This window comes from Ramlibacter sp. GCM10027632 (assembly GCF_042675325.1).
In the GTDB taxonomy this organism is placed as follows: domain Bacteria; phylum Pseudomonadota; class Gammaproteobacteria; order Burkholderiales; family Burkholderiaceae_C; genus Ramlibacter.
This window is the reverse complement of sequence record NZ_JBHTGW010000018.1, coordinates 1-26,722: the sequence shown is the minus strand read 5'-3', so window position 1 is coordinate 26,722 and position 26,722 is coordinate 1. Positions and strand designations below refer to the sequence as shown.

The following is a 26,722-nucleotide window of genomic DNA, read 5'->3' as shown; positions in this document are numbered from 1 at the left end:
GATGATAGTGCGGATTCCCGTGTGAAAGTAGGACATCGTCAGGCTCTTACAGCAGCAAATACCCCCTGTGTCGAAAGATACAGGGGGTTTTTGTTTTCCAATCAGGAATTCATTAATTCGAGGGCTTGGGTCCTGTTCTGGGCGAAAGCCGCTGACCATTCCAGCCCATCATCGATGGCTCAGGCATCCAGGATGGCGCGGTCCGCGCGCATGACGCCACGACCGGATGGGCGGCGCACGTCGGGCGCACTGCAGGACAGGTACCAGCCTCGGCCGGCGCCCCGTGCCTAGAGCCCGCTGAGCCCGTGCTGGTCGGCGTAACGCACCAGTTCCGCCAGCGACTCCAGCCGGAGCTTGGCCATGAGGTTGGTCTTGTGCGTGCTCACGGTCTTCTCGGACAGGTGCAGGGCTGCGGCGATCTCGTTGTTCGATTGGCCGGCGACCAGGCGTTGCATCACCTGTTGCTCGCGCGGCGAAAGGGCCGGCTGCGGCGCAGGCGCACGGGCATCCAGGCCGGAGGCCACCCGCGGGTCAATGAAGGGCGTTCCCGAGACCACGCAGCGAACCGCCTCGACCAGGACCTCCGGGTCGCTGTCCTTGGTGACGTAGCCGTCGGCGCCCGCCTGCAGCGCCGCGCGGACGACCGCGGCCGAGTCGTGCATGCTGACAACGAGGATCCGCAGCCCGGGATGGTTTTCGCGCAGACGCTGGATCAGCCGCGGGCCGCTGGCGCCTGGCATGGTCAGGTCCACCAGGATCAGGTCGCAGCCGGATTCGGCGACGCGCGCCAGCGCGCTGTCGCCGTCCACCGCCTGGCCCACCACGCGCAGGCCGGCCTCACTCTCTAGGATGCGCTGGAGCCCGTTGCGGACCATGGCATGGTCGTCGGCCAGCACGATGCGGATGGTGGAGGGGAGGTCAGGGGTCATGCGTGTACGGGGGCGTCGGTGGCTGCAGCCGCGGCCAGGGGGAGGGTGGCTTCGAGGGTGGTGCCCTGTCCGGGGGTGCTGGTGATGTGCAGCTGGCCCCCCAGGGCCGTGGCACGCTCGCGCATGCCGGTCAGGCCGAAGCCGCGCCGGCGTGCCGCGCTGGCCGCGTCGAAGCCGGCGCCGTCGTCCCGCACGCGCAGCGCGAGGCGGTCGGGTGTGGCGTGGAGCTGCACCTCGATGTGGCTGGCGCCGGCATGGCGTGCCACGTTGGTCAGGGCCTCCTGTACCAGGCGGAAGACGCCGGTCGCGGTGGCATCGTCCAAAGGCAGGCCGGCGGGCAGGTCGTGGCGCCAGTCAATGGGGATGCCGAGGCTGGCCCGGAACTCTTCGACCAGGCCTTCGATTGCGGAGGCGAGCCCGAAGTCAAGCGCTGCGGGACGCAGGCGGCTGGCCAGCCCGCGAACCTGGGCCATGATCTGGTCGATCTCGGCGAGCAGGGCAGTGGTTTCCTCGCGCAGCGAGTCGCTGCCCGGCATGGATCGCGGGAGCAGCGCCAGCCCCATGCGCAGGACCGTCAGGCGCTGCCCCAGTTCGTCATGGACCTCGGCGGACATGCGCTTGCGCTCTTCTTCGCGCACCTGGGTCTGGTGTGCCGCGAGGCGGCGCAATTCCTCGCGGGAGGCGAGCAGTTCGGCCTGGCCGGCGCGCAGGCGCTCCAGGCTGTCCTGCATCTGCGCTCGCGCCTCGGCACGGGTGGAGGCCCAGCGGCCGAGCCAGTAGAAGCCAAGGAGGATGAGCAGCGTCGTCACCGCGCCGCCGACCAGGTAGCGCAGGCGGTAGGCGCCGACGTCCCGGTACAGGAGGCTGCTCGGTTGCGACACGATCAGGGTCAGGGGCAGGCCGTCGAGTCGCTGCCAGGCGAAGGTCCGGTTCACCGAGCCCACCTGCGAGAGCCGTTCGCCGATACCGCTGCGGCTGGCAAGCACCTCCGGCGGCACCGTGAACGGGACAGGCTGCGAGGTCCCCGCCGTTCCCTCGAAGGGCACGCTCGAGCCGTCGCGCGGTTCGATCTGGCGCAGGACCACCACGCCGTCGTCGCGTACCAGGGACAGGGCGCTGCCTTCGCCCTGGTACACCACCGGGAAGCTGCGGGTGACCAGGTCGACCGGCGCGGTGAGTACGATCATCCCGACGGGCTCGCGCGCGGCGTCAAGCACCAGCCGCACCAGGTCGATCTGCCACTGGCCCGAAACCTTGTCCAGCCGCGGCGTGGAAACCGCCAGGGCGTCGTGCGAGCCCAACGCTGCGGCCAGGGGGCGGGCAGCGGCCACGGCAGCCACGGCGTCGGTGCCCTCACCCGCGAACAGCACCCGGCCGCGCATGTCGCTCACGGTGATGTCGGCGTCCAGCCCGCGCTCGACCTGCGCCTGGCGCAGGCGAACCCGCAGCGGGAAGTCGGCCGGCCGAACCTGCCACTGCTCGCGCAGGTCGACCAGCACCAGGTCGGCGAGGTCCAGGGTGGCGCGCAGCTCCAGGGCACCGAGGCCGGCCAGGCCTTGCAGGGTGCGCTCGCCATCGTGACGCTCGCGCTCGACGCGCGCCGACAGGTCCCACAGCAGGCCGGCCCAGAGCAGGGCGACCACGGCGAGGCCGGCGATCAGGATGCGGGCGGCGAGGGGCGGTGGCGGACGAAGGGGCATGCAGGGCGGAACCACGCGCAGGCCGTTGCGCGTGGGGGCAGTGTCGGCCGGATTATCGGGGTTGGCCGGCGGCTAGCCGGTCCGCCAGCAGGCCCGAGTACTGGGCGACCAGTTCGGGCGGTTCGGCAGGCGGCGTGGCGTCGATGCCGGCGGGCGGCGCCATCCAGACCAGGCGGTCGGTGGCGCTCAGGTCGACCCGGGCGATGGCCAGGGTCCGCGCCTGGAACTTGCGCGAGGCGACGACCGCGGGCGTGTCCTGCCCGAATTCGAGCTTGAAATGGTGCAGGGCGGCGTCGACGAACCAGTCGCCGGCGCTGCACACGACATGCCCATCCCACTTGCCGGCGCGCGGCTGGTTGCCCAGGAAGCCGATCACGTAGTTGTTGCCGGGCACCGAGAGCCAGACCTGGCAGGGCGTGAGGGTGGCCGGGATGCCCAGGCGGGCGAGGGTGGCCTGGGCGATGCGGGAAGTGAGGGAGCAGTAGGTGCGCAGGTGGGCGGGAACGACCTCGTAGAAGGCATGCGCCAGGGCCTGCACCTGGCCGGCTTGCGACGCATCCAGCGGTGACGCGTGGCTGGCCGTTTCGGCGGCGTGGATCGCCGGCTCCCCAATCTCCATTTCCATCCGCGGAATTGGACCGCCAATCGGCTCGGCAGGGAATCGGATTTTTCCCATTTTGGGAACGATCCGCGCGTCGCCCTCAGAAGGTGGTGCGGTAGGTCAGGCCGAGGCCATCGCCCTTTCGGCGCAGGGTCAGGCGGGAGCCGCCCTGGAACTGCACGCCGATGAAGGTCAGCTCGCGCAGCGACACGGGCTCGGGGCGGGCCGGGACGAAGCCCGGCATCGAGGCATTGGGGTGCAGGCCCAGGCCGCGCATCTGGCGGCCGGCGATCAGGTCGATGGCATGGCCCGGCTCGTGCTCGGGCGTCCAGTGCACGGTGAGGTCCAGGGCGCGCGGGGTGGGAGCGGGCACCACGACCAGGTCGGAGGGCTGGAGCGTCAGCCGCAGGCCTTCCTGTGCGCCGGCGGCCGTCGCGCCCGCCACCAAGCCCGCGGCCAGGGCGCAGCGCAGGCGCAGGGCGAAGGACCAGGGGTTCCGGGCGGGCGTCATGGCGAAACGGGTCATGATTCCTGCTGATCAGTTTAGGCCCATGCACCGGTGTCGGCAATCGCTGGCGCAGCCGTGCTGGTGTCGGCAGTCGGAGCCCGCGGACCACGGACGGGCCTTGCCTCGAGCTCGGGAGGCGAGCCCGCGGATCGCAGGTGGGAGTCGCCCGCAGGAAATCAACGGGACGACGGAAAGAAGTTGACGAGCCTTACCCCCGGCACTGGCTCCACAGTTAGGGCTGCTTGGTTCCCCACCTGACCCGGTTGGCCGCTTCACCATGCGGGGAGGCCCGTCAAGGCGAGATTGTAGGGCACGCGGAGAGGGGTCCATCGCCGGCCCCGTAGAATCGGTCGCATGTCTTACCTCGTGCTGGCCCGCAAATACCGTCCCAAGACGTTCGGCGAGATGGTGGGCCAGGAGCACGTGGTGCAGGCGCTGACCAATGCGCTGACGCAGCAGCGGTTGCACCATGCCTACCTCTTCACCGGCACCCGGGGCGTGGGCAAGACCACCGTCTCGCGCATCCTCGCCAAGTCCCTGAACTGCCAGGGCGCGGACGGGCAGGGCGGCATCACGGCCCAGCCCTGCGGCGTGTGCCAGGCCTGCACCGACATCGATTCGGGCCGCTTCGTCGACTACACCGAGCTCGACGCCGCCTCCAACCGCGGCGTGGATGAAGTCCAGCAACTCCTCGAGCAGGCCGTCTACAAGCCGGTCCAGGGCCGCTTCAAGGTCTTCATGATCGACGAGGTGCACATGCTCACCGGCCACGCGTTCAACGCGATGCTCAAGACGCTGGAGGAGCCGCCCGAGTACCTGAAGTTCGTGCTGGCGACGACCGACCCGCAGAAGGTGCCGGTCACCGTGCTTTCGCGCTGCCTGCAGTTCAACCTGCGCCCGATGGCGCCCGAGACGGTGCAGGAGCACCTGGCCCGGGTGCTCGAGGTGGAGGCCGTGCCCGCCGAGGCCGGCGCCCTGCGCCTGCTGGGTCGCGCGGCCCGCGGTTCCATGCGCGACGCGCTCTCGCTGACCGACCAGGCCATCGCCTTCGGCAGCGGCCGGGTCGAGGAGGCGGCGGTGCGCCAGATGCTCGGGAGCGTGGACCGCAGCCATGTCTTCCGCCTGGTCGAGGCCCTGGCGAGCGCTGACGGCGCCGCCATCGTCGCCACCTGCGACGGCCTGCGCCAGCTCGGGCTGTCCGCCGGCTCCACGCTGGAGGAGATGACCGCGGTGCTGCAACGCATGGCCGTGATCCAGGCCGTGCCCGCGGCGGCCGACACCGCCGATGCCGAGGGCGCCGAGATCGCCCGCCTCGCCGGCCTGCTGCCGGCCGACGAGACCCAGCTGCTTTACAGCCTGTGCCTGCACGGGCGCGCCGAGCTCGGGCTGGCGCCCGACGAGTACGCGGCGCTGACCATGGTGCTGCTGCGGCTCCTGGCCTTCAAGCCGGGGCAGGCTGAAAAAAAAACTCCGCCTGAACCCATGACCCGCCCGGCGGGCGTCCCCGCCGAGGTGCGGGGGCCGACGCCGCAGGCCGCGCCGGCCTCCGCAGCCCCCATGGCTGCGCCCCGGGCCGAGGCGCCGGCTCACGAGGCCCCGCGCGAGACCGCGCAGGAGGCCGCCCCCGAGCCCCGGCCGGCCCCCTACCGCCCCCAGCCCGCCCCGGCCCCCGCAGCCTCCCCGCTGGTGGCGGCCGTGCCCGCCATCGGCGCCCCGCCTGGCGTGGTGGTGCCGGTGGTGGTGCCCGAGCCCCGGCCCGAGCCGCGGCGCGGCGCGCCTGCGCCACTCGACGGCCGCCCCGCCAGCGAGGTGGTGGGCGTGCCCGTGCGCGTGCAGTCCGAGCCCCCGGCCGAGGCCGCGGCAGCCCGCTCGGCCACGCACTACGTGGCCACCGAGGACGGCGACTTCTGGTACGCCGTGGTGCAGCAGATGGTGGCCGCCGAGGCGGTGACCGCGCTGGCGCGCGAGCTGGCGCTGCAATCGCAACTGGTGGCGCGTGACGTCGACCACTGGCTGCTGCGCGTCGAGCGCGAATCCCTCAACCAGGACAACACCCGCACCCGCCTGCAGGCGGCGCTGCAGAACGCCGGCCACCCGGTCAAGCTCGGCGTGGAAGTCGGCCCCGTCACGGACAGCCCCGCGCGCCGCAACGCCCATGCCGCCGCCGAGCGCCAGAAGGCGGCCGAGGAGATCATCATGGCCGACCCGTTCGTGCAGCAGATGATGCGGGACTTTGGCGCGAGAATCGTGCCCGGAAGCATCAAGCCGGTCCTGCCCCAGGCCGGCTCCACACAGAATTGAAGGAATCCATCTCATGTTCAACAAGGGACAACTCGCCGGCCTGATGAAGCAGGCCCAGGCCATGCAGGACAACCTCAAGAAGGCCCAGGAGGAACTCGCCCACATCGAGGTCTCCGGTGAGTCCGGCGCGGGACTGGTCAAGGTGACCATGACCTGCAAGCACGACGTCAAGCGCGTCACCATCGACCCCAGCCTGCTGGCCGACGACAAGGACATGCTCGAGGACCTGGTGGCCGCCGCCTTCAACGCCGCGGTGCGCAAGGCCGAGGAAACCTCCCAGGAGAAGATGGGCAAGCTCACCGCGGGCATGCCCGGCCTGCCGGGCGGGATGAAGTTCCCGTTCTGAGGTGTCCTCGCACACCCTGCCCGCGCTGATCGAGGCCCTGCGCCGCTTGCCCGGGGTGGGGCAGAAGACGGCCTCGCGCATGGCCTACCACCTGCTGCAGCATGACCGCGAGGGCGCGCAGCTGCTGGCAAGGGCGCTGCAGGAGGCCGCCGGGCGCATGCGGCATTGCAGCTGCTGCCACACCTTCACCGAGGACGAGGTCTGCGAGACTTGCCGCGACCCGGACCGCGACGCCACCAAGCTGTGCGTGGTCGAGACGCCGGCCGACCAGTCCGCGCTGGAGCGTACCGGCGCGTTCCGCGGGCTGTATTTCGTCCTCATGGGCCGCCTCAGCCCCCTGGACGGCGTCGGCCCGCGCGACATCGGCCTGGCCAAGCTGTTCGAGCGCGCCACCGACGGCCATGTCCAGGAGGTCATCCTGGCCACCAATTTCACCGCCGAGGGCGAGGCCACGGCGCACGTGATCGGTGAGGCGCTGAAGGCCCGCGGCCTGCGCGTGACGCGCCTGGCCCGCGGCGTGCCAGCCGGCAGCGAGCTGGAGTACGTGGACCTGGGCACCATCGCCCACGCGCTCGTCGACCGGCGCTGAGCGGCCTACCGCGCGGCCGCGCGGCTTCGGTGAAAACCCCGTGGGGGATGGTCCCGATGCCGGCCGCCGCGCCGGCGTGTAGCCTTTCGGGTGAGTTTTCCCGGAGGCCCGCCATGGAACACCGCCGCATCAGCCGACGCGCCGCCCTCCAGGCCGCCGCGCTTGGCGCATGCGCCGTCGCCGCCCCGGCGGCGCGCGCCCAGCCCCGCCTGAGCCGGGCCCGCGTCGGCATCGCGGTGTCGCAGAAGGAGTCGCTGGCCAACCTGCCGCTCACCATCGCCGAGCAACTGGGCTACTTCCGCGCCGAGGGGCTGGAGGTCGAGGTCATCGAGGGCGGCGCCGGCGCGGCGGACATCACCTGCGCCCCCTACGAGCAGGCGCTGCAGCACCACCTGCGCGGCGCGCCGCACCAGGCCATCGTGCTGCTGGCGCGCGCGCCGGCCGTGGCCCTGGGGGTTTCGGTGCGGGCGATGCCTGCGGTGCGCGGGCTGGCCGACCTGCGGGGCCGGCGCATCGGCATCCCGTCGCCCGGCTCCTCCGGCCACCTGGTGGCCAGCGTGGCCCTGGCCCGCGCCGGCGTGCCGCTGTCGGACGTGAGCTTCATCGATGTCGGGCTGATGCCCTCCGCGCCCGCAGCCCTGCGCGGCGGCCAGGTCGACGCGCTGTGCTCCGGCGAGCCGGTCATGACGCTGCTGGAGCAGCGCGCCGAGGTGCGCATCGTCACCGACACCCGCACCCTCAAGGGCACGCAGGCCGTCTTCGGCGGGCCGATGCCGGCGGGCTGCCTGCAGGCACCCCACGAGTTCGTGCAGAAGCACCCGGCCACCTGCCAGGCGCTGGCGTTCGCCATCGTGCACGCGCTCAAGTGGCTGCAGACGGCGGGCCCGCGCGACATCCTGCGCACGGTGCCCGAGACCCACCTGGGGGGTGACCGGGCGCTGTACCTGGCCTCGTTCGAGAAGCTGCGGGAGTCGATCTCGCCGGATGGCGTGTTCGACCCGGATGGCGCGCGCACCGCGCTGCGTGCGCTGGCGGAGTTCGACGCGTCGCTGCGTCCCGCCCGGGTCGAGGTGGGGCGCAGCTACACCAACGAATTCGCCCTGCGCGCCAAGGCCCGCTTCGATGCCTGACCCTGCCCGCAGCCGGGCGATCGCTGAAAAACAACGCCTTTCGGGCTATTTTTTCCCATGGTGATCGGCACGCCTGCGAATAAGCTGGCGTGTGACGGCCGCCGCGGCCAGGGCTTGCCCGCCCGGGGGCGCCAGGAACCACCAGGACACTGCTTCGAATGACTGCCCAAGACACTTCCTCCTTTGCCGGCATGCATGCCCTGATCGGGCAGTTGCCGGCGGCCTCGCGCGGCGCCATGCTGCGGATGTACCGAAAGTCGCTCGACGACCACCTCGAGCAGGTGGCCGCCGCCCTGCAGCCCGGCGGCGAGTCCGGCGTGCTGCTGGCCGCGGTCCACCGCATCGCGGGAGCGGCCGGGATGATGCAGGACCAGGCGCTGTCGCAGGTCGCGCGCGACATGGAGGTGGCCCTGCGCGAAGGCCGGCCGGCCGACGCGCGGGCCCTGTGGCCCGGCCTGCAGGCGCGGGCCGAGGCCACGCGCAGCGAACTGGACATCATCGCGCCCGCGGCCTGACCGGCGCCGGCGCCCTTCCGGCTCGCGGCCTGCAGGCGCCCGCGGCTGCGAGGCTGGCATCGAGGGCGGGGCTTGCAGGCCCCGCAGTCCTCTTCGGCCCCTCAGGCGGTCATGGCGGCCGAGGCGCCCAAGGCGCCCGAGGCTCCTCAGGTCTCTTCCAGCAGGCCGTGGCGCTGCGCGTAGTGCGCCAGTTCGGCCTGGGTCGCCAGCTTCATCTTCTCCATCACCCGGGCGCGGTAGATGCCGGCCACCTTGGGCGGCACCTGCAGGCGCTGCGCGATCTCGGGCAGTCGCTCGCCGCGCGCCAGCAGCACCAGCAGCTCCCGTTCGCGCTCGGTCAGGCGGTGGTGGGGGAGGGACTGGGCCGGGGCCTGCAGCTGTTCGACCAGCAGCGACGCCACCGCCGGCGTGAGGTGGCGCATGCCGCGCGCCACCTGGTGGACGGCCAGCACCAGTTCCGCCGCCTCGCAGGCCTTGTTCACGTAGCCCAGGGCGCCGGCCTTCAGCGCCTTGATGGCGTACTGGTCCTCCGGGTACATCGACACCACCAGCACCCGCGGCGCACCGGGCCGGCGCGAGAGCTGGTCCAGGATGTCCAGGCCGGACAGGCCCGGCAGGTTGATGTCCAGCACCAGCACGTCGATGGCGACGGCGTCCAGCAGCGGCAGCAGCTCGTCCCAGCTGCCGGCTTCGGCGACCACCTGCAGGCTCGGGTCGGCGCCCAGCGCGTCGCGCAGGCCGCGGCGCACGAGCATGTGGTCGTCCACGAGGACGAGGCGGAGGGTGTCGGAGGTCATGGGGTCACGAGGTCGTCGGGGAGGTCGCAGGCGCCGGCGTGAGCGTCCAGCGGCACCCACAGCAGCAGGGTCGTGCGTCCCGGCACGGAGCGGACGTCCAGCTGCCCGCCGACCGCGCGCATGCGTTCGCGCAGGCCCTGCAGGCCGAAGGAGCCGGGCTTGCCGGGGCAGGAGGCGTCGAAGCCGCGGCCGTTGTCCTCGATCTCGAGCGACAGCAGGCCGTCGCCGGCGTGCAGGTCCACGCTGACCTGGGTCGCGCCGGCATGCTTGGCGATGTTGGTCAGGGCCTCCTGGCAGGCGCGGTACAGGCACATGGCCAGGGCGGGCGGCAGGTCCGGCAGCGGCGCCGCGCAGTCGAAGCGCATGGCCGCGCCGTGGCGATCGGCCCAGTGCGCGGAGTGCCACTGCAGCGCCGCCGCCAGGCCGGCGTCGAGGATGGGGGGACGCAGGTCGCGCACGATGCGCTGGGCGGCCTGCTGGATCTGGGACAGCTCGGCGAGCGCCCGCGCGATGCGGGGCGCGGCGCCGGGGCCGGCCTCGCGCAGCGCCGCCTCGAGGTCGAAGCGCACCGCGGTGAGCGTGCCGCCGATGTCGTCATGCACCTCGCGGGCGAAGCGGGTGCGCTCGGCGTCGATGCCGTCCTGCAGCTGCGCGGAGAGCGCCTGCAGCCGGCGGCGGTAGTCGTCCTCGCGCTGGCGCGCCAGGGCCTGCTCGCGCCGGGCCGCGCCGGCGGCCAGGGCGTTGCGCACGGCGGTGCCCAGGCGGGCGAGCCGGCCCTTGACCAGGTAGTCGTCCACGCCCCGCTGCATCGCGGCGACCGCCGCGTCCTCGCCCAGCATGCCCGAGACGATGATGAAGGGCGGCCGCGCGGGCAGCGCGCTCACCGCGTCCCAGGCCTGGGCGCTGGAGAAGCCCGGCAGGCAGTGGTCGGAGATCACCAGGTCCCAGGGGCGCTCGGCCAGGGCCCCGGCGAGCGCCGCCTCGGTGTCGACGCGGCGCGCCTCGCAGGGCCAGCCCTGGGCCTGCAGCGTGGCCACGAGCAGGGCGAAGTCGAACTCGGCGTCCTCGACGACCAGCAGCTGCAGGGGGGCGGGCGAACCGGGGGGCATGACCGGCATGGTAGGCACGCCCCCGTGCGCGAAAGCGGGGAAAAGCGGGCGGGTAGGGCCTTTTTCCGGGGCATCGGGAAGGCGGCCGGGCTTCCAGAATTGCCCGCAAAGCTCGAGAGGACACCCGCATGCCCACCATCCTGGCGGTTGACGATTCCGCCTCCATGCGACAGATGCTGTCGCACACGCTGCGCACCGCAGGCTTCCAGGTGCTGGAGGCCGCCGACGGCGTGGACGCCCTGGCCCAGGCCGCCGCGCACCCGGTGGACCTGGTGCTGACCGACCAGAACATGCCGCGCATGGACGGCCTGGCGCTGACCGCTGCCCTGCGCGCCCAGGCCACCACCGCGCGCGTGCCGGTGCTGGTGCTGACCACCGAATCCGACCAGGCCCTGAAGTCCGCCGCGCGCGCCGCCGGCGCCACCGGCTGGCTGGCCAAGCCGTTCGACCCGAGCCGCCTGGTGGACGTGATCCGCCAGGTCCTGCGCTGAACCCCTGCACCGAGACCGACATGAGCACCACCACCGCCAACGGCAACGCCGGCTTCGACCTCACGCAGTTCTACCAGGTCTTCTTCGAGGAGGCGGGCGACAACCTCGCCGCGATGGAGCGCCTCCTGCTGGGGCTGGACACCGGCCAGGCCGATGACGAGACCCTCAATGCCATCTTCCGCTGCGCCCACTCGGTCAAGGGCGGCGCGGCCACCTTCGGCTTCTCCGACATCGCCGAGCTCACGCACGTGATGGAGACGCTGCTGGACCGCCTGCGCCGGCACGAGCTGGCCCCCGCCGTGCCCATGGTCGACGCGCTGCTGGCCGCCGGCGACTCGCTGCGCGAGATGCTCGACCGGCGCCAGCAGGGCGAGGCCGAGCCGGTCGACGCGACCCAGCTCAAGGCCACCCTCGTGGCGCTGGCGAACGGGTCGGCGACCCCGGCGGCCGCGCCGGCGCCGGCCACGGCCCCCGCGGCTGCGGTGGCCGCGCCAGCTGCTGCGCCCGTCGCCACGCCGGTCACGCCCTGCGCGCCGGCCGCAGCCCCCGCGCCGGACGGCGCCCGCGACCTCGAGGTGCTGGCCGGCCCGCTGTCGCATCCCTCGCTGGCCGACGACCTGCTCTCGCTGTTCGCCGAGGTTGCCGGCCTGGGCGAGATGCGCCGCGTACCCGACCTGCCCGGGCAGGGCGAGGGCGCGGTGCGCCTGCGCCTCGACCCCACCGCCAGCGACGCCGACCGGCTGGACCTGTGCGACTTCCACGTGCCGCGGGACCACATCCGCATCACCCCGTGGCCGCAGGATGCCGAGATCTTCGACGTGCTGGAGATTGCGGCCCCGGCCGCTTCCGCCGCCGCCGGCCTCGCGCCGCCCGCCGAGGCGGCGCCGGTCCCGGTCCTGGCCCAGCCCGCCGCGTTCGGCCCCGCCGCGCCTGCCCCCGCGGCGGCCGCCGCCGCGCCGGCGCCGGCCCGCAAGGCCGCCGCCACCGAGACCATCCGCGTCTCGGTCGACAAGGTCGACCAGTTGATCAACATGATGGGCGAGCTGGTCATCACCCAGGCCATGCTGGCGCAGCGCGCCGCCTCGCTGGACGAACACGCCGTGTCGCAGCTGGCCGGCGGCCTCGCCGACCTGGAGCGCACCACGCGCGACCTGCAGGAATCGGTGATGTCCATCCGCATGATTCCGATGGGCGAAGTCTTCGGCCGCTTCCCGCGCATGCTGCGGGACCTCGCCGCCAAGCTCGGGAAGGAAATCGAACTGACCACCATCGGCGAGGCGACCGAGCTGGACAAGGGCATGATCGAAAAGCTCACCGACCCGCTCACCCACCTGGTGCGCAATGCGGTGGACCACGGGATCGAGCTGCCCGAGGCGCGCGTGGCCGCCGGCAAGCCGCGCCACGGCACCCTCACCCTGAGCGCCGCCCACGAGGGCGGCTCCATCCTGATCCAGGTGCGCGACGACGGCCGCGGCCTGGACCGCGAGAAGCTCCTGGACAAGGCCCGCCGCAACGGCCTGCCGCTGTCGGAGAACATGACCGACCCGCAGGTCTGGCAGCTGATCTTCGCGCCGGGCTTTTCCACCGCCGAGACCGTGACCGACGTGTCCGGCCGCGGCGTCGGCATGGACGTGGTCAAGCGCAACATCGTCGCCCTCGGCGGCTCGGTGGAACTGTCCTCCACGCCCGGTCGCGGCATGTGCGTGAGCGTGCGGCTGCCGCTGACGCTGGCGATCATGGACGGCATGTCCGTCACCAGCTGCGGCGAGCTGTACCTGCTGCCGCTGTCCTGCGTGGTCGAGTCCTTCCAGGCCGATGCCGAAGCCCTCAAGCGCATGCCCGGCGACGCCCGCGTCGTGCGGGTGCGCGAGGACTGGCTGCCGGTGGTGGACCTGGCCGACAACTTCCACCCCGGCGCGCTGCGCGAGGGCGACCCCCGGCGCATGCACGTGGTGGTGGAGGCCGAGGGCCGGCGCGTCGCGCTGGAGGTCGACCAGCTGGTGGGCCAGCAGCAGGTGGTGGTCAAGAACCTGGAGGCCAACTACCGGCGCGTGCCCGGCTTCTCGGGCGCCACCATCATGGCCGATGGCCGCGTGGCCCTGATCCTCGACGTGGCGCGCCTGGTGCGCGCCACCGCCCACTGACCCGACCGCCCGCATTCAAGGATCCGCCCCGCAGGCCGAAAACCCGGGCAGGACCACCCCCAACACACCGGAGAACCTACCCATGGACATGATTACCGAAGGCGCCCACATCGCCCGCCAGGATGCCGGCCGCGCGCGCGCCGGCGAGTACCTCACCTTCCGCCTGGGCGCCGAGGAATACGGCGTGGACATCCAGAAGGTGCAGGAGATCCGCTCCTACGAGCCGCCCACCCGCATCCCGCATGCGCCGGGCCACATCAAGGGGGTCGTCAACCTGCGCGGCGTGATCGTGCCGATCGTGGACCTGCGCACCCGCCTGGGCTGCGACAGCGTCGAATACACCAGCTTCACCGTCGTCATCGTGCTGGCCGTCGCTGGCCGCGTGGTCGGCGCGGTGGTCGACTCGGTGTCCGACGTGCTGGACCTGCCGGCCGCCGAGATCAAGCCGCCGCCTGGCCTGCCCGGCGAGGGCGGCCGCGATTTCATCACCGGCATCGCCGCCGCGGGCGAGCGGATGCTGATGCTGGTCGACATGGAGACCCTGCTGGCGGACATCGCCGCCGCCGACGGTTTCTCCACCCACTGACCCCGTCCCCCCAACCCCTGCCCCCGCTCCCTCCGATCTGCGGGCCGAAGAAGAAAAGGAGATGCCATGCGCCAGAACCTGCCCGTGAGCGGCAACGAGTACGTCTACCCCGACGGCCTGACCCTGGTCTCGACCACGGACCTCAAGAGCCGCATCACCTACTGCAACCCGGCCTTCATCGAGGTCAGCGGCTACGAGCGCGAGGAACTCCTGGGCCAGCCGCACAACATGATCCGGCACCCGGACATGCCGGCCGAGGCCTTCCGCGACCTGTGGGCCACGATCCAGTCCGGCAAGCCCTGGTCCGCGATGGTGAAGAACCGCCGCAAGAACGGCGACCATTACTGGGTGGTGGCCAACGTCACCCCGATCCAGTCGGACGGCCACGTCAGCGGCTACATGTCGGTGCGCACCAAGCCGACCCGCGAGCAGGTGCAGGCCGCCGAGGCGCTGTATGCCCGCATGCGCGGCGAGGCCGAGACCGGCCGGCTGCGCCAGCTGGTCATGGGCGGGCGCCTCGAGCGCTCCGGCGCCCTGGCCGCCCTGCGCCGGCGCCTGCGCCTGTCGCTCACCGGCCGCATGGTGACCGCGATGACGATCACCGCCGGCCTCTCGCTGGTGGCGGGCCGCCTGCTCGAGGACCTGGGTCCGGCCGGCGCCTGGGCCGGCGGCGCCGCGGTCGGCGCCACCCTGGTGGGCGTGATGGGGTGGTGGTTGCACCGCACCGTCACCACGCCGGTGCGCGAGTCCGTGGACCTGGCCAACCAGATGGCCGCCGGCGACCTCACGCGCAGCATCACCAGTGACCGCACCGACGACATCGGCGCCATGCTGCGCGGCCTGAACCAGCTGTGCGTGAACCTGCAGGCCATGGTCTTCGACGTGCGCAGCCAGTCGACCCAGGTGGACCGCGCCGCCAACGAGATCTCCTCGGCCAGCCACGACCTCTCCGGCCGCACCGAGGCCCAGGCCAGCAGCCTGCAGGAGACGGCGGCGGCGATCGAGCAGATCGCCGCGACCGTGCAGCAGAACGCCGGCAGCGCCAACGAGGCCAACCGCAAGGCCGGCCGCGCCGGCGAAGTGGCCGAGGACGCGAGCCGCGCGGTCAGCGAGATGGACTCCAGCATGCAGGGCATCGCCAAGTCCTCCGAGCGCATCGCCGCCATCAACGGCGTGATTGACGGGATCGCCTTCCAGACGAACATCCTGGCCCTCAATGCCGCAGTCGAGGCCGCGCGCGCCGGCGAGCAGGGCCGGGGCTTCGCGGTGGTGGCCAACGAGGTCCGCAGCCTGGCCCAGCGCAGCGCCGCGGCGGCCCAGGAGATCAAGCAGCTGATCGAGGAATCGCGCAGCGCCGTGAGCGCGGGCAGCCGCCTGGTGCGCTCGGCGGCCGAGACCATGCAGGGCGTGGTCGCCTCCTCGCGCGAGGTCTCGCAGCTGGTGGACGGCATCTCCGCCGCCTCCGCCGAGCAATCCGCCGGGGTCGTGCAGGTGAACACCGCGGTGGCCCAGCTCGACACCGCCACGCAGCAGAACGCGGCGATGGTGGAACAGTCCACCGCGGCCGCCACGCGCCTGAAGGAGCAGGCCACCAGCCTGCTGCAGTCGGTGCAGATCTTCCGCCTGCGCCATGGCTGAAGCCGCCGCCCTGCGCCCGGGCGAACGCGAGATCGCGTTCAGCCCCGCCGACTTCCAGCGGGTGCGCGCCATGATCCGTGCCCGGGCCGGCATCGACCTGCACCCGGGCAAGCAGAACATGGTGTACAGCCGCCTGGCGCGGCGCCTGCGTGACCGGGGCCACGCCACCTTCACCGCCTACCTGGATTCGCTGCGCGGCGACCACGACCCCGAGTGGCAGGAGTTCATCAACTGCCTGACCACCAACCTGACCTCCTTCTTCCGCGAGCCGCACCACTTCGAGCACCTGGCGCGGCACCTGAAGTCGCTGCCCGCCGCGGGCGGTGCGGTGCGTATCTGGTCCTGTGCGGCCTCTACCGGCGAGGAGCCTTACAGCATCGCCATGACCGCGCTGGAGTGCGCCGGCAGCGCCCCGCGCGTGACCATCGACGCCAGCGACATCGACACCCGCGTGCTGGGCGTCGCGCGTGACGGCGTCTACCCGCTGGACACGGTGGCCGGCGTGGGCGAGGCGCGCCTGCGCCGCTTCTTCCTCAAGGGCAGCGGCGCCAACGCCGGCAAGGCCCGCGCGAAGCCCGAGCTGCAGGCGCTGCTGTCATTCCGGCCGCTGAACCTGCTGACCCCGCAGTGGCAGGCGCCGTCGCCGTACGACGTGATCTTCTGCCGCAACGTGATGATCTACTTCGACCGGCCGACGCAGCGCCAGGTGCTGGAGCGCCTGTGCGGCAGCCTCAAGCCGGGCGGCATCCTCTACGTGGGCCACTCGGAGAACTTCACCGAGCACCGCGACCTGGTGGAGCTGGTGGGCAAGACCACCTACCGCCGCATCGGGGGCGCTGCATGAGCCTGCCCCACGTCGACGCGAACGCGCTGGCGGTGCTGCGCCAGCGGCCCCGCCGCGCGGGCGAAGCCTCGTTCTTCTTCCAGGACACGGGCTTCGGGCGTGCGGCGGTGAAGGTGCTGCCGGGGGAGTTCTTCGTCTACGACCACGACGTGGCCGTGAACACCACCCTCGGCTCGTGCGTGGCGGCGTGCCTGCACGACCCCGGTGCCGGCATCGGCGGCATGAACCACTTCATGCTGCCCGAGGGCGCGGCCGACGCGGGCGGGCGCTTCGGCGCCTTCGCGATGGAGCTGTTGATCAACGAGATGATCAAGCGCGGCGCGCGAAAGGGCGCGCTGCAGGCCAAGATCTTCGGCGGCGGCCAGGTGATGAAGAGCCTGGCGCGCACCGAGATCGGCGAGAAGAACGTGGCCTTCGTGCGCAATTTCCTGGCGCAGGAGGGCATCCCGGTGCTGGCCAGCGACGTGCTGGGCGAGTGGCCCCGCAAGGTCTGCCTGTTCCCGCGCAGCGGGCAGGTGCTGTGCAAGCGGCTGCCCGCCGCCAGCGCCAGCGAATCGGTCCAACAGGAAGAAACCTACCGCCGCCGGCTGGTGCAGGCACCGCGGGGCGGCGACGTGGAGCTGTTCTCATGAAGACCCGCGTGGTCGTGGTCGACGATTCGGCCCTGGTGCGCAGCGTGCTCACCGAGATCATCAACCGCACGCCCGACCTGGAAGTGGTCGGCACGGCGTCGGACCCCTACGTGGCCCGCGAGGTGATCCGCGAACTGAACCCCGACGTCATCACCCTGGATGTCGAGATGCCCCGCATGGACGGCCTCGACTTCCTCGAGCGCCTGATGCGCCTGCGGCCGATGCCGGTGGTGATGATCTCCACGCTCACCGAGCGCGGCGCGCAGGTCACGCTGCGGGCGCTGGAGCTGGGCGCGGTGGACTTCGTCACCAAGCCGCAGCTGTCGGTACGCACCGGGCTGGACGAGGCGGCGCGCGAGATCACCCAGAAGATCCGCGGCGCGGCGGCGGCGCGGGTGCGCCGGCACGCCCAGGCGGTGCCGGCGGCGGCCAGCGCGTCGCCGCGCCCCCCGCTGGCGGCGGGCACCGGCCGCGGCACCGAGCGCCTGGTGGCCATCGGCGCCTCCACCGGCGGCACCGAGGCGATCCGCGAGGTGCTGACCGCGCTGCCCGAGGACTTCCCCGGCATCGTCATCACCCAGCACATGCCCCCGGGCTTCACCACCAGCTTCGCGGCGCGGCTGGACAGCCTGTGCCGCATCCGCGTCAAGGAGGGCGAGGACGGCGAGCGGGTGCTGCAGGGCCATGCCTACATCGCGCCCGGCGGCCGCCACATGGCGGTGGAGCGCAGCGGCGCGGGCTATGTGCTGCGGGTGGCCGATGGCGAGCCGGTGAACCGGCACAAGCCCTCGGTGGACGTGCTGTTTCGCTCCGTGGCCCGCCACGCCGGGCCGCGCGCGGTGGGCGTGATGCTCACCGGCATGGGCGCCGACGGCGCGGCGGCGATGCGGCAGATGAAGGACTGCGGCAGCTGGAACATCGTGCAGGATGAGGCCAGCTGCGTGGTCTTCGGCATGCCCCGGGAGGCGATCAACGCCGGGGCTGCGAGCGAGGTGCGATCACTATCCGAGGTGGCGCGTTCGCTGGCGGCGGCGGTGGCAGCGTCACGCTGACGGTCGACTTGAGGAAGCTGCTGGCCTTGGACCGGGCGGACTTCTTCAGGTTGAAGTGCTGCCGCACGGCCGCCTGCAGGTTGGGCGGCTCGAGTTGCGACAGCCGCGTGACCGTGCCCCCGGGCGCCGTGCGCCCGGGCGGCTCGTCGTGCGACGGCCCCGTTGGGGTGGCCTTCGGCGCCGCGCGCTGCGCCTGCTCGATGGCGGCCGCCCGGCCCAGGCCGGCGCCGCGCGCGGCGCCATAGGCCAGGGCGCCGAGCAGGTCCGCCACCAGCCGCTTGGGCTCGGCCGCCCGCACCTTGTCCAGGCCCAGGGCCGCGCGCACCGGCGTGGCTGCAGCGCCCAGGAGGATGCGGTTGAGGGTGTCCTGCAGGCGGATCGGGCGCAATGCGAACGCCTGCGCCTGCTCGCGCGCCGCCAGGTCGGGATCGCTGGCCAGGGCGCGCTCCCGGGCCTCGATCGAGGCCGCCGTCGGCTGCGTCGGGGCCGGTACGCCCGCGCCCAGGCCGCCCACCGCGGCCAGGTCGTAGAGAACCTCCAGCCGCCGGGCCCGGTCTGTCCCTCCCAGCAGGTCCACCAGCGGGCCCACGGTGCCCGCCAGGACCGCGAGCTGCTGGAAGAGGCGCGTGCTGCGCTCGTCGTCGGAGATCGCCGGCGCGGCGATCGCGTTGAGCGCCGAGGTGAAGGCCGCGGCCGATGCCACGAAGTCCTCCAGCGCCGGACGGGCCAGGCCGCGGGCCAGCTGTATCTCGTGAAGCTCCCGTTGCTGGTCGAGGTTGAGGGCGGGATGCGACCGCGCCAGCCCGACGGAGGCCATCAGGCTGGCGAGGTGCGTGACGATGTTCTCGCTGTCCGCGCGACCCCGGTCCGCGCGGTCACGGTCCGTCTCGTGGCCCGCCGGCGGCGGGTGGAAGCGCCGGCGCTCCACCATCGCCTCGAGCGGCTGCAGGCAGGCGGACGGGTCGGCGCTGTCCAGCGCGGGGGCCAGGGTGTCGTACTCCGAGGTTCCCCGCAGGCGCCGCAGGGTGCTCGCGGCGGCCGCGATCTCCTCGCGGCCCTGAGCCCCGCGGCCGCGACCGAGGGCCTCGACCGCGGCTTCGCAGACCGAGTCGAAGTAGGCGCAGCCCGGACCGGATTTCAGCTTGGCGCGCCAGCCCTCGAACTCGCCGGGTTCGAAGGCATCGGCGAAGGCCGGGGGCGGCGGCGCGTGCTTGCGGTCCTGCGGCGCGTCGCCGAAACGCACCGGCCCGCCCACCGTGATGCAGGCCTCGCGCACCAGCAGGCGGGCGAAGGCGAGGTCACAGGCAATCAGCCGGGCCAGCGCGGGCGCGCGCCGCTGCACCAGGTGCTCGATCACCAGCTTGTCGATCGACGCCTGCGACAGGATGCACGAGGAGAAGACGCCACTGTCTCTCATGCTGACCCGGATCTCGTCGAGCATGGCCCCCGCAGCGTGGCGGCGCTCTGGCTGCGGGTAGAGACGTTCGATCGCCTGGGCCATTCGCCGCTCGTTGACGTGGCGGCAGCGGTGCACGATGGCCTGGTCGATCGCGGCCTGTACCTCGCCCGCGGGGATCCGGTCGGCGCGGCGCGTGCCCTGGCCCGGCGCCTCCCGCAGCAGCCTCGCCGCCTCGGTGCGGATCCGGGTGCAGTCGCGGGCCGAGGGATTCAGCGTGTCGCGCCGCGCCTGCGTCATCCACTGCTCGAACGTTTCCTCGACCCTGAAATCGATGTCGTGGCGCGCTGCCAGGGCCTGCCGGTAGGCCGTGCGGGCCCGCTCGGTGCGCGAGGTCAGGTCGGCCGCGGCACAGGCTTCGATCCTGCGCTCGACCAGCCTGCGGAAGGTGCCGGGCTCCACCGTGTCCGTGCCCAGCTCGCGGCGCAGGAGCGCGATCACGCGCTGGGGGTCCGTGATGGCCAGCTCGCCGCTGCGCTCGGCCCAGCGCCGGACCCAGCCGACCCACAGGAAGCAGCCGAGGAAGCCGCCCACCGGGCGCAGCGGGCGCGCGACGAGCAGGCCGTCGGGGGCGAGGTACAGCGCCTGCTGGGGGGGGACGGGGGCAGCGGTGGTTGGGAACATGTCGAGGGCGGGTTGGGGAGGCGACGGCAGGTGGTAACGACCGTGCCGGCGAAGTTGCGCCGGCACGCGGGTCACGCCTAGCGATGCGCCGGTGAGCTCGTGGCCTGGAGCGACGGCCCGAAATGAGCCCGCAGCGCCTGGCGCAGCCGCGGCTCCAGGGCGTCGACCGACGGGAGCGGGCGCACCCGGGCCGAGGCGAAGGCGGCCGCGTCCACCGCCTCCGCGCTGCCTGCCGGGTCGGTGCGGGCCGCGGCGATCGTCAGCACGCGCAGCGCGTGCCGCAGCAGCTGGACCTCCGGCAGCGCGGCGAGCGGGGGCAGCTGCAGCGCCTGCCAGAGGCGGTCGGCGACCGGCTCGCGCTGCGCCAGGGGCGCCGCCCTCCCGCGCTCGCCCCGCAGGGCGACGGACAGCAGGTCGTCCAGCCACTGGCTTCGCTGGGTCATCTCGTCGGGCCAGCGGCCCGGGGGGCTGCCGGCCGGCGGCGGCGTGGTGGGCAGCCGCCAGAGGGTGTCGAAGGCCAGGGTGAGTTCCTTGAACAGGCTGGCTGCGGCCTCGTCGCTGTCCGGGCCCGCCTGATCCCACAGCATGACCGCCAGGAACAGGTGTTCAGCCAGGTCGATGCAGGCGGGGACGGCCGCCGGGGGCGTCTCGCGCCGGACGAGCCATTGCACCAGGTGCTCGCGCTGGGCCGCGTCCAGCAGGCGGCTGGCGTTCACGAGGGCCAGGCAGCGGGCGACGCGTTCCAGGGCTTCTGCGACCGCGCCGCGGCGGAAGGCGAGGACCTGCGCCAGGAGGTCCGGGTCGGACTGGCGCGGTTGCCTGTGCAGGAGGTCGTCCGCCAGCAGCAACTCACGGTCCGCGAGGTCCGCTTGCAGCAGCCGGGCCGCCTGTGCGGCCTCGGCGGCGAGTCCGGGGAGTCGCTGTTGCAGCTCCTGCAGGGCCCGGTGGGTGACCGTGTCGTGGAACCCCCGGATGCCCTGCGCCTCAAGGTCGGTCCGCCAGGCCGCGAGCTCCCCCGGCGCGAGGGGGCCGTCCGCGCACGGCTGCAGGCCGGCGCTGTCCACCGCGCTGGCGGCCAGGGAGCGCGCGTACGCCAGGTCGGTGCCCAGCGCCGCCGCGACCCGGGGCGCGGCTTCGGTGGCGACCTGCCACACGAACCGTTGGCGCAGCGTGGCCTCGTCGAGGCGGCAGGCGGCGAAGTCGGGCGATTGCGCGAGCACCGCGGCGCGCGCCCGATCCCGCAGGCCCGCTGCCGTTGCCACCGAGGCGCCCGGCAGGGTGGCGATGGCCCGGTCCAGGGCCTGCACGTTCGCCCGGCGGCAGTGGGCCTGCGCGCTGGCGAGCAGGGCCTCCCAGGCCTGCGGCCGCGACAGGTCGCCGGCCCGCCGTGGCGCCTGGCCAGCGGCGGCAGGCAGGCCCAGGGCCTCGGCCGCCTCGCGGCGTACCGCGCGCCTGTCGTTCGCGTCCGCCCCCGGGAAGGGGAATCCGGCGTCGCCGTAGGCGGCCTCGGCGTCCAGCAGCAGGTCCTCCAGGTCCTGGCCACGGCCGACCGCGTCCAGGTAGGCCGACTGGGCCGACCGCAGCCGGTCGAGGAGGTCGGCACCCGGCCGGGCCACCGGGATCTCGACCAGGCGGCGGAAGGTGGCGGTGCGGCAGGCCGCCTCACCCAGCTCGGACCGCAGTCCGTCCAGCAGCCTGCGCGGGTCGGACACCGGCAGGTGTCCCTCGTGCTCGGCCCAGGCGCGCAGCCGGGCGCTCAGGCCGGCGGCCGATTGCAGCAGGCGCTGGCGCAGGCCGCCCGGCTCGTACGGCCGGACTTCGAGCGCGCCGGGACGCTCGGGCGCGACGAAATAGGCGTGGCCGGGCGGGAGTGGGCGCATGTCGGGCGGGTACTGATGAGCAGTACCCCGGGAGGTAACCGCCCGCGCCGCCGCGGTTCCCGGCCGCCTCACCGCAAGGGCGCGAGGAAGGTCTCCAGGGCCTCGGCCATCGGCCCCATCAGGTGCCCGGTGCCCAGGGCCAGCAGCAGCAGGCCCGCCATGACGGTGATCGGGAAGCCCACCGAGAAGATGGACAGCTGCGGCGCCACCCGCGAGGCGAAGCCCAGCGCCAGGTTGATGAACAGCATCAGCACCGTGGCCGGCAGCGCCAGCGACAGCGCGAGGCGGAACACGTCCCCGCCCAGGCGCTCCAGCCGCAGCCGGCCCAGCGTGACGAACGGGTCGCCTGCGATCGGCAGGGACTGGAAGGTGGCGATCAGCGCGTCGAGCACCAGCAGGTGCGCGTTGAGCGAGAGGAACAGGAGCATGGCCAGGGTGTTCAGCCAGCTGCCCACGGCCGACTCGCTGCCGCCCTGCGGGTCGAAGAAGCCGGCGAACGAGAAGCCCATTTGCAGGCCGATGAACTCGCCCGCCATCTCGAACACCGCGAAGACCAGCCGCGCGGCGAAGCCCAGCGAGACGCCGATGGCGACCTGCTGCATCACCAGCCCCAGGCCCGCCAGCGAGCCCAGCGTGGTGCCGGGCGGCACGCCGGCGAAGGGCGCGACGACCAGCGCGATCACGCCGGCGGCGGCGACCCGCGCGCGCACCGGGATGCTGCGGTGGGAAAACAGCGGCGCCGCCGAGAACAGCGCCAGGATCCGCACGAAGGGCAGGAAGAAGCCGGCGAGCCAGGCATCCAGCACCTGCTGCGAGAAGGTGACCATGGGCCGCTAGCCCACCGCCTGCGGGATGCTGGTGATCACCTGGCGGATCCACTCCACCAGCACCGACAGCATCCAGGGACCGGCCAGGCCCAGCACCGCCAGCACCGCCAGCAGCTTGGGCACGAAGGACAGCGTGGCCTCGTTGATCTGCGTGACCGCCTGCAGCAGGCTCACCGCCAGGCCCACCACCAGGGCCACCAGCAGCACCGGCGCGGCCACGCGCACCAGGTGCTCCATGGCGATGCGGCCGAACTCCAGCACCCACTCGGGCGTCATTTGCCGCCCCCGAAGCTGGCCACCAGCGAGCCCAGGAGGATGTTCCAGCCATCGGCCAGCACGAACAGCATCAGCTTGAAGGGCAGGGCCACCAGCACCGGCGACAGCATCATCATGCCCATGGACATCAGCACGCTGGCGACGATCAGGTCGATCACGATGAAGGGGATGAAGACCATGAACCCGATCTGGAACGCGGTCTTCAGCTCGCTGGTGACGAAGGCCGGCACCAGGATGCGCATGGGGGTGGCCTCGACCGGGCCGCGCGGGACCTCGGCGATGCGGTGGAACAGCGCGAGGTCGGCCTCGCGGGTCTGCTTGACCATGAACTGGCGCAGCGGGTCGGCGCCCTTGGCCACCGCCTCCTCGAACACCATCTTCTGCTCGCTGAACGGCTTGTAGGCCTCGGCATGGATCTTCTCCAGCGTGGGACCCATGATGAAGAAGGTCAGGAACAGCGACAGGCCCACCAGCACCTGGTTCGGCGGCGTCTGCTGCAGCCCCAGGGCCTGCCGCAGCAGGCTCAGGACGATGATGATGCGGGTGAAGCTCGTCATGAGCAGCAGCACCGCGGGCAGGAAGGACAGGGCGGCGAAGACCAGCAGGGTCTGCACCGGCACCGAGTAGGTGGTGACGCCCCCGGCGGTCTGCGCAATGACGCTGGCGGGGTTCATCGGGCCCCCTCGCTCGGCACTGCGTGTCCTTCGCTGCCCCCCGAGGGGGTGCGAGCTTGCTTGGGGCGGCCAGGCGCGGCGGTCATGCGCTCTCCCGCAGCGGCGTGGTCTCGACCAGTTGCGCCTCGTGCAGTTCGGTGACCAGGGCCACGTTCTGCGAGGTGACGCCGAGCACCAGCAGGCGGGCGCCGACGCGCACGGTCACCAGCCGCTCGCGCGGGCCCAGGGAGAGCTGGTCGACCACGGCCATGCGGCGCTCGGCGCCAGCGCCGGGGCGCAGCTGCTGTACGCGCCGCAGCAGCCACATCGTGGCGGGCACCATCGCGCCCACCAGCAGCAGCATCAGCAGGGACCAGGACAGGGAGGAACCCATGGCGCACTCCCTCAGCGGCCCAGCCGGCGCATGCGCTCGGAGGGGGTGACGATGTCGGTCAGGCGGATGCCGAACTTGTCGTTAACGACCACCACCTCGCCCTGGGCGATGAGGAAGCCGTTCACCAGCACGTCCATCGGCTCGCCGGCCAGGGCGTCCAGCTCGATCACCGAGCCCTGCGCCAGCTGCAGGATGTGCTTGATCGGGATGCGGGTGCGCCCGAGTTCCACGGTGAGCTGCACCGGGATGTCCAGCACCAGGTCGATGTCGTCGCGGTGGGTGGGGGCGGCGCCCGCGCCCAGCTGCGGGAAGAGGCCGGCGGCGGCGGCCGGCTCGGGGCGGCCGGCGGCGGCCTCGGCTTCGGCCAGGGCGGCGGCCCAGTCGTCGGGCATCTCGTCGCCCACGGTGGTCGTGTTCGTGGTGTTCATGGTGGGTCCCGTCAGGCGGTGGGCTTGCCGGTGCCCTGCAGGGCCTCGGCGGGGTGGGTGAGGAACTCCGACACGCGCAGCCCGTAGCGCGTGCCCAGGGTGCCGTATTCGCACTCGAACACCGGCACGCCGTCGACCTTGGTGACCAGCGTCGGCTCGCGATCGAGCTCGATGAAGTCGCCCGCCTTGAGCGACATCAGCTCGCGCACCGTGGCCTCGCTGTGGGCCAGCTCGGCGACCAGTTCGACGGTGGCCGACTTGATCTGCTGCGTCAGCAGGCTGACCCAGCGCCGGTCCGCGCCGCCCTGGTCGCCCTGCAGGGGCGAGTACAGGATCTCGCGGATCGGCTCGAAGGTGGAATAGGGGATGCAGATATGCATCGCGCCGCCGGCCTCGCCGATCTCCACCTCGAAGGTGGTGGTGACCACGATCTCCGAGGGCGTGGCGATGTTGGCGAACTGGGTGTTCATCTCCGAGCGGGCGTACTCCAGCTCGATCGGGTAGATGGAGGCCCAGGACTTCGCGTACTCGGCGCAGATCACCTCCACCATCCGCAGGATGATGCGCTGCTCGGTGGCGGAGAACTCGCGGCCCTCGACGCGGGCCGGGTTGTGGCCGCTGCCGCCGAACAGGGTGTCGATGACGGTGAACACCAGGGTCGGGTCGCAGATCAGCAGGCCCATGCCGCGCAGGGGGCGCACGTGCATGACGTTGATGTTGGTGGGCACCACCACGTTGCGCAGGAAGGCGCCGAACTTCTGCACCTTGACCGGCCCGACCGAGATGTCGGGGTTGCGGCGCATGAAGTTGAAGATGCCGATGCGGAAGTTGCGGGCGAAGCGCTCGTTGACGATCTCCAGCGTGGGCATGCGCCCGCGCACGATGCGCTCCTGGCTGGACAGGTCGTAGCTGCGCACGCCGCCGGCGGCAGACTCGGCCGGCTCACCGGCGTCGCCCTGGGCCTCGCCGGTCACGCCGGCGAGCAGGGCATCGACTTCTTCCTGGGAGAGGGTCTGGGCCATGGTGCCTCCAGGCTTACTGGACGATGAACTGGGAGAACAGGACGCCGCGGATCGGGTTGGCGCGCGAGCCCTTGGCCGGCTTCGCGTCGGCCGGGGCCGACGCCGCGGCGGGGGCGATGCCCAGGGCCTGGCCGGCCTGCTCGCGGATCTCGAGGGCCAGCTGCTGCTTGCCTTCGGGCGCGAGCAGCGCCTCGATCTCCTTGGCCGACAGCAGCAGCAGGATGTTGTTGCGGACCGCCGGCAGGCGGTCCTTGATCTGGGCCTCGGCCTTGGGGTCGTCGATCTCCAGCGTGATGCCGACCTGGGCGAAGCGCTCGCCGCGCGGGTCGTGGAGGTTGACGGTGAAGGGGTCGAGGTTGACGAAGAAGGTCTTGGCCGGCGCCTTGGCCGGGGCTTCGGCGCCCTCGGCGGCGTGCGCCTGGCCGGACAGGTACCACCAGCCGCCGGCGGCGCCCGCGGCCACGATGACCAGGCCGGCGAGGGCGCCGACCAGCAGCTTGCGGCGGGACTTGGGTGCCGGGGCGGCGGCGGTGTCGGCAGTGGGGTTGGCGGCGGACATCAGGACTCCATCTCGATGCACTCGATTCTGGAAATCCTTGAGGCCTGGGGATGCCCGGATAAGGGCCGGGAAACCGCCTTGTTTCAGGCGTACAGGTCCAGCAGCCCGCGCGCGGCACGCCCGCGCGGGGCGGCCACGGGGACGGCGGCGGCGCCCGCGGGCTCGCCGCCCGGGCGGCCGGGGCGGCCCGGTGCGGACGGCTCGCGCCCGCCGTCCTGCCCGCCCTGGCGCGCGCCGACCTCGGCCTGGCCCAGGCTCAGGCCCTGGCCGGCGAGCATCTCGCGCAGCTGCTCCAGGCCCTGGGCGATGCCTTCGCGGGTGGCGGCGTGCACGGCGGTGAACTGGACGTCGGCGACGCTGCCGTCCACCCGCAGCGCGATGCGGATCGAGCCCAGGTCCACCGGGTTCAGCTGCAGTTCGGCCTGCTGGATGCCGTCCTGCAGCATCACCTCCACCTGGGCGGCGAGTTCGCCGGCAAAGGCGGCCTCGTGCGGCGGGTGGACCATCTCGGCCTGGTGCAGCGGGGCCTCGGCCTGCAGCGGCGCGGGCGACGGCGCGAGCAGGGCCGCCGGGTCGGGCAGGGCGCCGGTGGCGGCCTCGGTGCGGCCGGCAGCGCCGGGCCCTGGCGGGCCGCGCGCCTCGGCCACGGTGGGCAGGGCCTGGGCGAAGCTGCCGGCGGGGGTGCCGGCCG

At 72.7% G+C, this 26,722-nt stretch carries 28 protein-coding genes and 1 other RNA gene; 12 read left to right on the top strand and 17 right to left on the bottom strand.

What is annotated here, in order from left to right; all coding sequences use genetic code 11:
* Window positions 1-287: 287 nt before the first annotated feature.
* The 5 genes from ACFQZY_RS19020 to ffs all read right to left on the bottom strand — a co-directional run bounded on the left by ACFQZY_RS19020 (window position 288) and on the right by ffs (window position 4,032).
* On the bottom strand, window positions 288-929 hold the full coding sequence (locus ACFQZY_RS19020) for a response regulator (RefSeq protein WP_377419101.1): 642 nt from the start codon (window positions 927-929) through the stop codon (window positions 288-290).
* On the bottom strand, window positions 926-2,629 hold the full coding sequence (locus tag ACFQZY_RS19015; RefSeq protein ID WP_377419098.1) for an ATP-binding protein: 1,704 nt from the start codon (window positions 2,627-2,629) through the stop codon (window positions 926-928). The genes ACFQZY_RS19020 and ACFQZY_RS19015 overlap by 4 nt, the downstream gene beginning before the upstream one ends.
* A gap of 52 nt (window positions 2,630-2,681) precedes the next feature.
* Complete coding sequence (locus tag ACFQZY_RS19010) at window positions 2,682-3,254, bottom strand: hypothetical protein (protein WP_377419095.1); 573 nt, start codon at window positions 3,252-3,254, stop codon at window positions 2,682-2,684.
* Between the two features lie 76 nt (window positions 3,255-3,330).
* The gene (locus tag ACFQZY_RS19005) at window positions 3,331-3,756 is read right to left on the bottom strand and encodes a hypothetical protein (RefSeq protein WP_377419091.1); all 426 of its coding nucleotides are present in this window, start codon (window positions 3,754-3,756) and stop codon (window positions 3,331-3,333) included.
* A 179-nt stretch (window positions 3,757-3,935) separates the two neighbouring features.
* An RNA gene (ffs, locus tag ACFQZY_RS19000) (signal recognition particle sRNA small type) lies at window positions 3,936-4,032 on the bottom strand.
* Window positions 4,033-4,092: 60 nt separating this feature from the next.
* Between ffs and dnaX the strand changes: the two genes are divergently transcribed.
* The 5 genes from dnaX to ACFQZY_RS18975 all read left to right on the top strand — a co-directional run bounded on the left by dnaX (window position 4,093) and on the right by ACFQZY_RS18975 (window position 8,619).
* Complete coding sequence (gene dnaX, locus ACFQZY_RS18995) at window positions 4,093-6,039, top strand: DNA polymerase III subunit gamma/tau (protein WP_377419088.1); 1,947 nt, start codon at window positions 4,093-4,095, stop codon at window positions 6,037-6,039.
* 13 nt (window positions 6,040-6,052) lie between these two features.
* Window positions 6,053-6,385: a YbaB/EbfC family nucleoid-associated protein gene (locus ACFQZY_RS18990; protein ID WP_377419085.1), complete on the top strand. Its 333-nt coding sequence runs from the start codon at window positions 6,053-6,055 to the stop codon at window positions 6,383-6,385.
* 1 nt (window position 6,386) lies between these two features.
* The gene (recR, locus tag ACFQZY_RS18985) at window positions 6,387-6,974 is read left to right on the top strand and encodes a recombination mediator RecR (RefSeq protein ID WP_377419081.1); all 588 of its coding nucleotides are present in this window, start codon (window positions 6,387-6,389) and stop codon (window positions 6,972-6,974) included.
* A gap of 113 nt (window positions 6,975-7,087) precedes the next feature.
* Window positions 7,088-8,104, top strand: coding sequence for an ABC transporter substrate-binding protein (locus ACFQZY_RS18980; RefSeq protein WP_377419078.1), 1,017 nt, complete (start codon window positions 7,088-7,090; stop codon window positions 8,102-8,104).
* A 158-nt stretch (window positions 8,105-8,262) separates the two neighbouring features.
* Complete coding sequence (locus ACFQZY_RS18975; protein ID WP_377419075.1) at window positions 8,263-8,619, top strand: Hpt domain-containing protein; 357 nt, start codon at window positions 8,263-8,265, stop codon at window positions 8,617-8,619.
* Window positions 8,620-8,765: 146 nt separating this feature from the next.
* On the opposite strand, the gene ACFQZY_RS18970 is transcribed toward ACFQZY_RS18975, so the two are convergent.
* Window positions 8,766-9,416 carry a response regulator gene (locus tag ACFQZY_RS18970; protein WP_377419072.1) on the bottom strand — a complete coding sequence of 217 codons (651 nt, stop codon included), beginning with the start codon at window positions 9,414-9,416 and terminating at the stop codon, window positions 8,766-8,768.
* Window positions 9,413-10,534: a histidine kinase gene (locus ACFQZY_RS18965; protein WP_377419069.1), complete on the bottom strand. Its 1,122-nt coding sequence runs from the start codon at window positions 10,532-10,534 to the stop codon at window positions 9,413-9,415. The genes ACFQZY_RS18970 and ACFQZY_RS18965 overlap by 4 nt, the downstream gene beginning before the upstream one ends.
* A gap of 119 nt (window positions 10,535-10,653) precedes the next feature.
* On the opposite strand from ACFQZY_RS18965, the gene ACFQZY_RS18960 reads away from it, so the two are divergent.
* The 7 genes from ACFQZY_RS18960 to ACFQZY_RS18930 all read left to right on the top strand — a co-directional run bounded on the left by ACFQZY_RS18960 (window position 10,654) and on the right by ACFQZY_RS18930 (window position 17,912).
* On the top strand, window positions 10,654-11,016 hold the full coding sequence (locus ACFQZY_RS18960; RefSeq protein WP_377419066.1) for a response regulator: 363 nt from the start codon (window positions 10,654-10,656) through the stop codon (window positions 11,014-11,016).
* A 20-nt stretch (window positions 11,017-11,036) separates the two neighbouring features.
* Window positions 11,037-13,160 carry a chemotaxis protein CheA gene (locus ACFQZY_RS18955; RefSeq protein WP_377419062.1) on the top strand — a complete coding sequence of 708 codons (2,124 nt, stop codon included), beginning with the start codon at window positions 11,037-11,039 and terminating at the stop codon, window positions 13,158-13,160.
* Between the two features lie 82 nt (window positions 13,161-13,242).
* The gene (locus ACFQZY_RS18950; protein ID WP_377419059.1) at window positions 13,243-13,746 is read left to right on the top strand and encodes a chemotaxis protein CheW; all 504 of its coding nucleotides are present in this window, start codon (window positions 13,243-13,245) and stop codon (window positions 13,744-13,746) included.
* A gap of 66 nt (window positions 13,747-13,812) precedes the next feature.
* A complete protein-coding gene (locus ACFQZY_RS18945; protein WP_377419056.1) occupies window positions 13,813-15,384 on the top strand; it encodes a methyl-accepting chemotaxis protein in 1,572 nt (523 codons plus the stop codon).
* Window positions 15,377-16,228 carry a CheR family methyltransferase gene (locus ACFQZY_RS18940; protein ID WP_377419053.1) on the top strand — a complete coding sequence of 284 codons (852 nt, stop codon included), beginning with the start codon at window positions 15,377-15,379 and terminating at the stop codon, window positions 16,226-16,228. The genes ACFQZY_RS18945 and ACFQZY_RS18940 overlap by 8 nt, the downstream gene beginning before the upstream one ends.
* Complete coding sequence (gene cheD / locus ACFQZY_RS18935) at window positions 16,225-16,860, top strand: chemoreceptor glutamine deamidase CheD (protein ID WP_377419050.1); 636 nt, start codon at window positions 16,225-16,227, stop codon at window positions 16,858-16,860. The genes ACFQZY_RS18940 and cheD overlap by 4 nt, the downstream gene beginning before the upstream one ends.
* Window positions 16,857-17,912, top strand: coding sequence for a chemotaxis response regulator protein-glutamate methylesterase (locus tag ACFQZY_RS18930; RefSeq protein ID WP_377419047.1), 1,056 nt, complete (start codon window positions 16,857-16,859; stop codon window positions 17,910-17,912). The genes cheD and ACFQZY_RS18930 overlap by 4 nt, the downstream gene beginning before the upstream one ends.
* Here the strand turns inward: ACFQZY_RS18930 and ACFQZY_RS18925 are convergent.
* The 10 genes from ACFQZY_RS18925 to ACFQZY_RS18880 all read right to left on the bottom strand — a co-directional run.
* Window positions 17,830-19,992, bottom strand: a complete 2,163-nt coding sequence (locus tag ACFQZY_RS18925; RefSeq protein ID WP_377419044.1) for a hypothetical protein — start codon at window positions 19,990-19,992, stop codon at window positions 17,830-17,832. The genes ACFQZY_RS18930 and ACFQZY_RS18925 overlap by 83 nt on opposite strands.
* A 77-nt stretch (window positions 19,993-20,069) precedes the next feature.
* Window positions 20,070-21,872 carry a hypothetical protein gene (locus ACFQZY_RS18920; RefSeq protein ID WP_377419041.1) on the bottom strand — a complete coding sequence of 601 codons (1,803 nt, stop codon included), beginning with the start codon at window positions 21,870-21,872 and terminating at the stop codon, window positions 20,070-20,072.
* Window positions 21,873-21,940: 68 nt separating this feature from the next.
* Window positions 21,941-22,699: a flagellar biosynthetic protein FliR gene (gene fliR / locus ACFQZY_RS18915; protein ID WP_377419039.1), complete on the bottom strand. Its 759-nt coding sequence runs from the start codon at window positions 22,697-22,699 to the stop codon at window positions 21,941-21,943.
* 6 nt (window positions 22,700-22,705) lie between these two features.
* Entirely contained in the window at window positions 22,706-22,975 is a 270-nt protein-coding gene (gene fliQ / locus ACFQZY_RS18910) for a flagellar biosynthesis protein FliQ (RefSeq protein WP_377419035.1), read from the bottom strand.
* Window positions 22,972-23,649, bottom strand: a complete 678-nt coding sequence (gene fliP / locus ACFQZY_RS18905) for a flagellar type III secretion system pore protein FliP (protein WP_377419032.1) — start codon at window positions 23,647-23,649, stop codon at window positions 22,972-22,974. The genes fliQ and fliP overlap by 4 nt, the downstream gene beginning before the upstream one ends.
* An 82-nt stretch (window positions 23,650-23,731) precedes the next feature.
* Window positions 23,732-24,022: a flagellar biosynthetic protein FliO gene (fliO, locus tag ACFQZY_RS18900; RefSeq protein ID WP_377419029.1), complete on the bottom strand. Its 291-nt coding sequence runs from the start codon at window positions 24,020-24,022 to the stop codon at window positions 23,732-23,734.
* A gap of 11 nt (window positions 24,023-24,033) precedes the next feature.
* Window positions 24,034-24,450, bottom strand: a complete 417-nt coding sequence (fliN, locus tag ACFQZY_RS18895) for a flagellar motor switch protein FliN (protein WP_377419025.1) — start codon at window positions 24,448-24,450, stop codon at window positions 24,034-24,036.
* Window positions 24,451-24,461: 11 nt separating this feature from the next.
* Entirely contained in the window at window positions 24,462-25,472 is a 1,011-nt protein-coding gene (fliM, locus tag ACFQZY_RS18890) for a flagellar motor switch protein FliM (RefSeq protein ID WP_377419022.1), read from the bottom strand.
* Between the two features lie 13 nt (window positions 25,473-25,485).
* A complete protein-coding gene (gene fliL / locus ACFQZY_RS18885) occupies window positions 25,486-26,031 on the bottom strand; it encodes a flagellar basal body-associated protein FliL (RefSeq protein WP_377419019.1) in 546 nt (181 codons plus the stop codon).
* Window positions 26,032-26,114: 83 nt separating this feature from the next.
* Window positions 26,115-26,722 (bottom strand): flagellar hook-length control protein FliK (locus ACFQZY_RS18880; protein ID WP_377419015.1); only part of this gene is annotated, 608 nt, incomplete at its 5' end.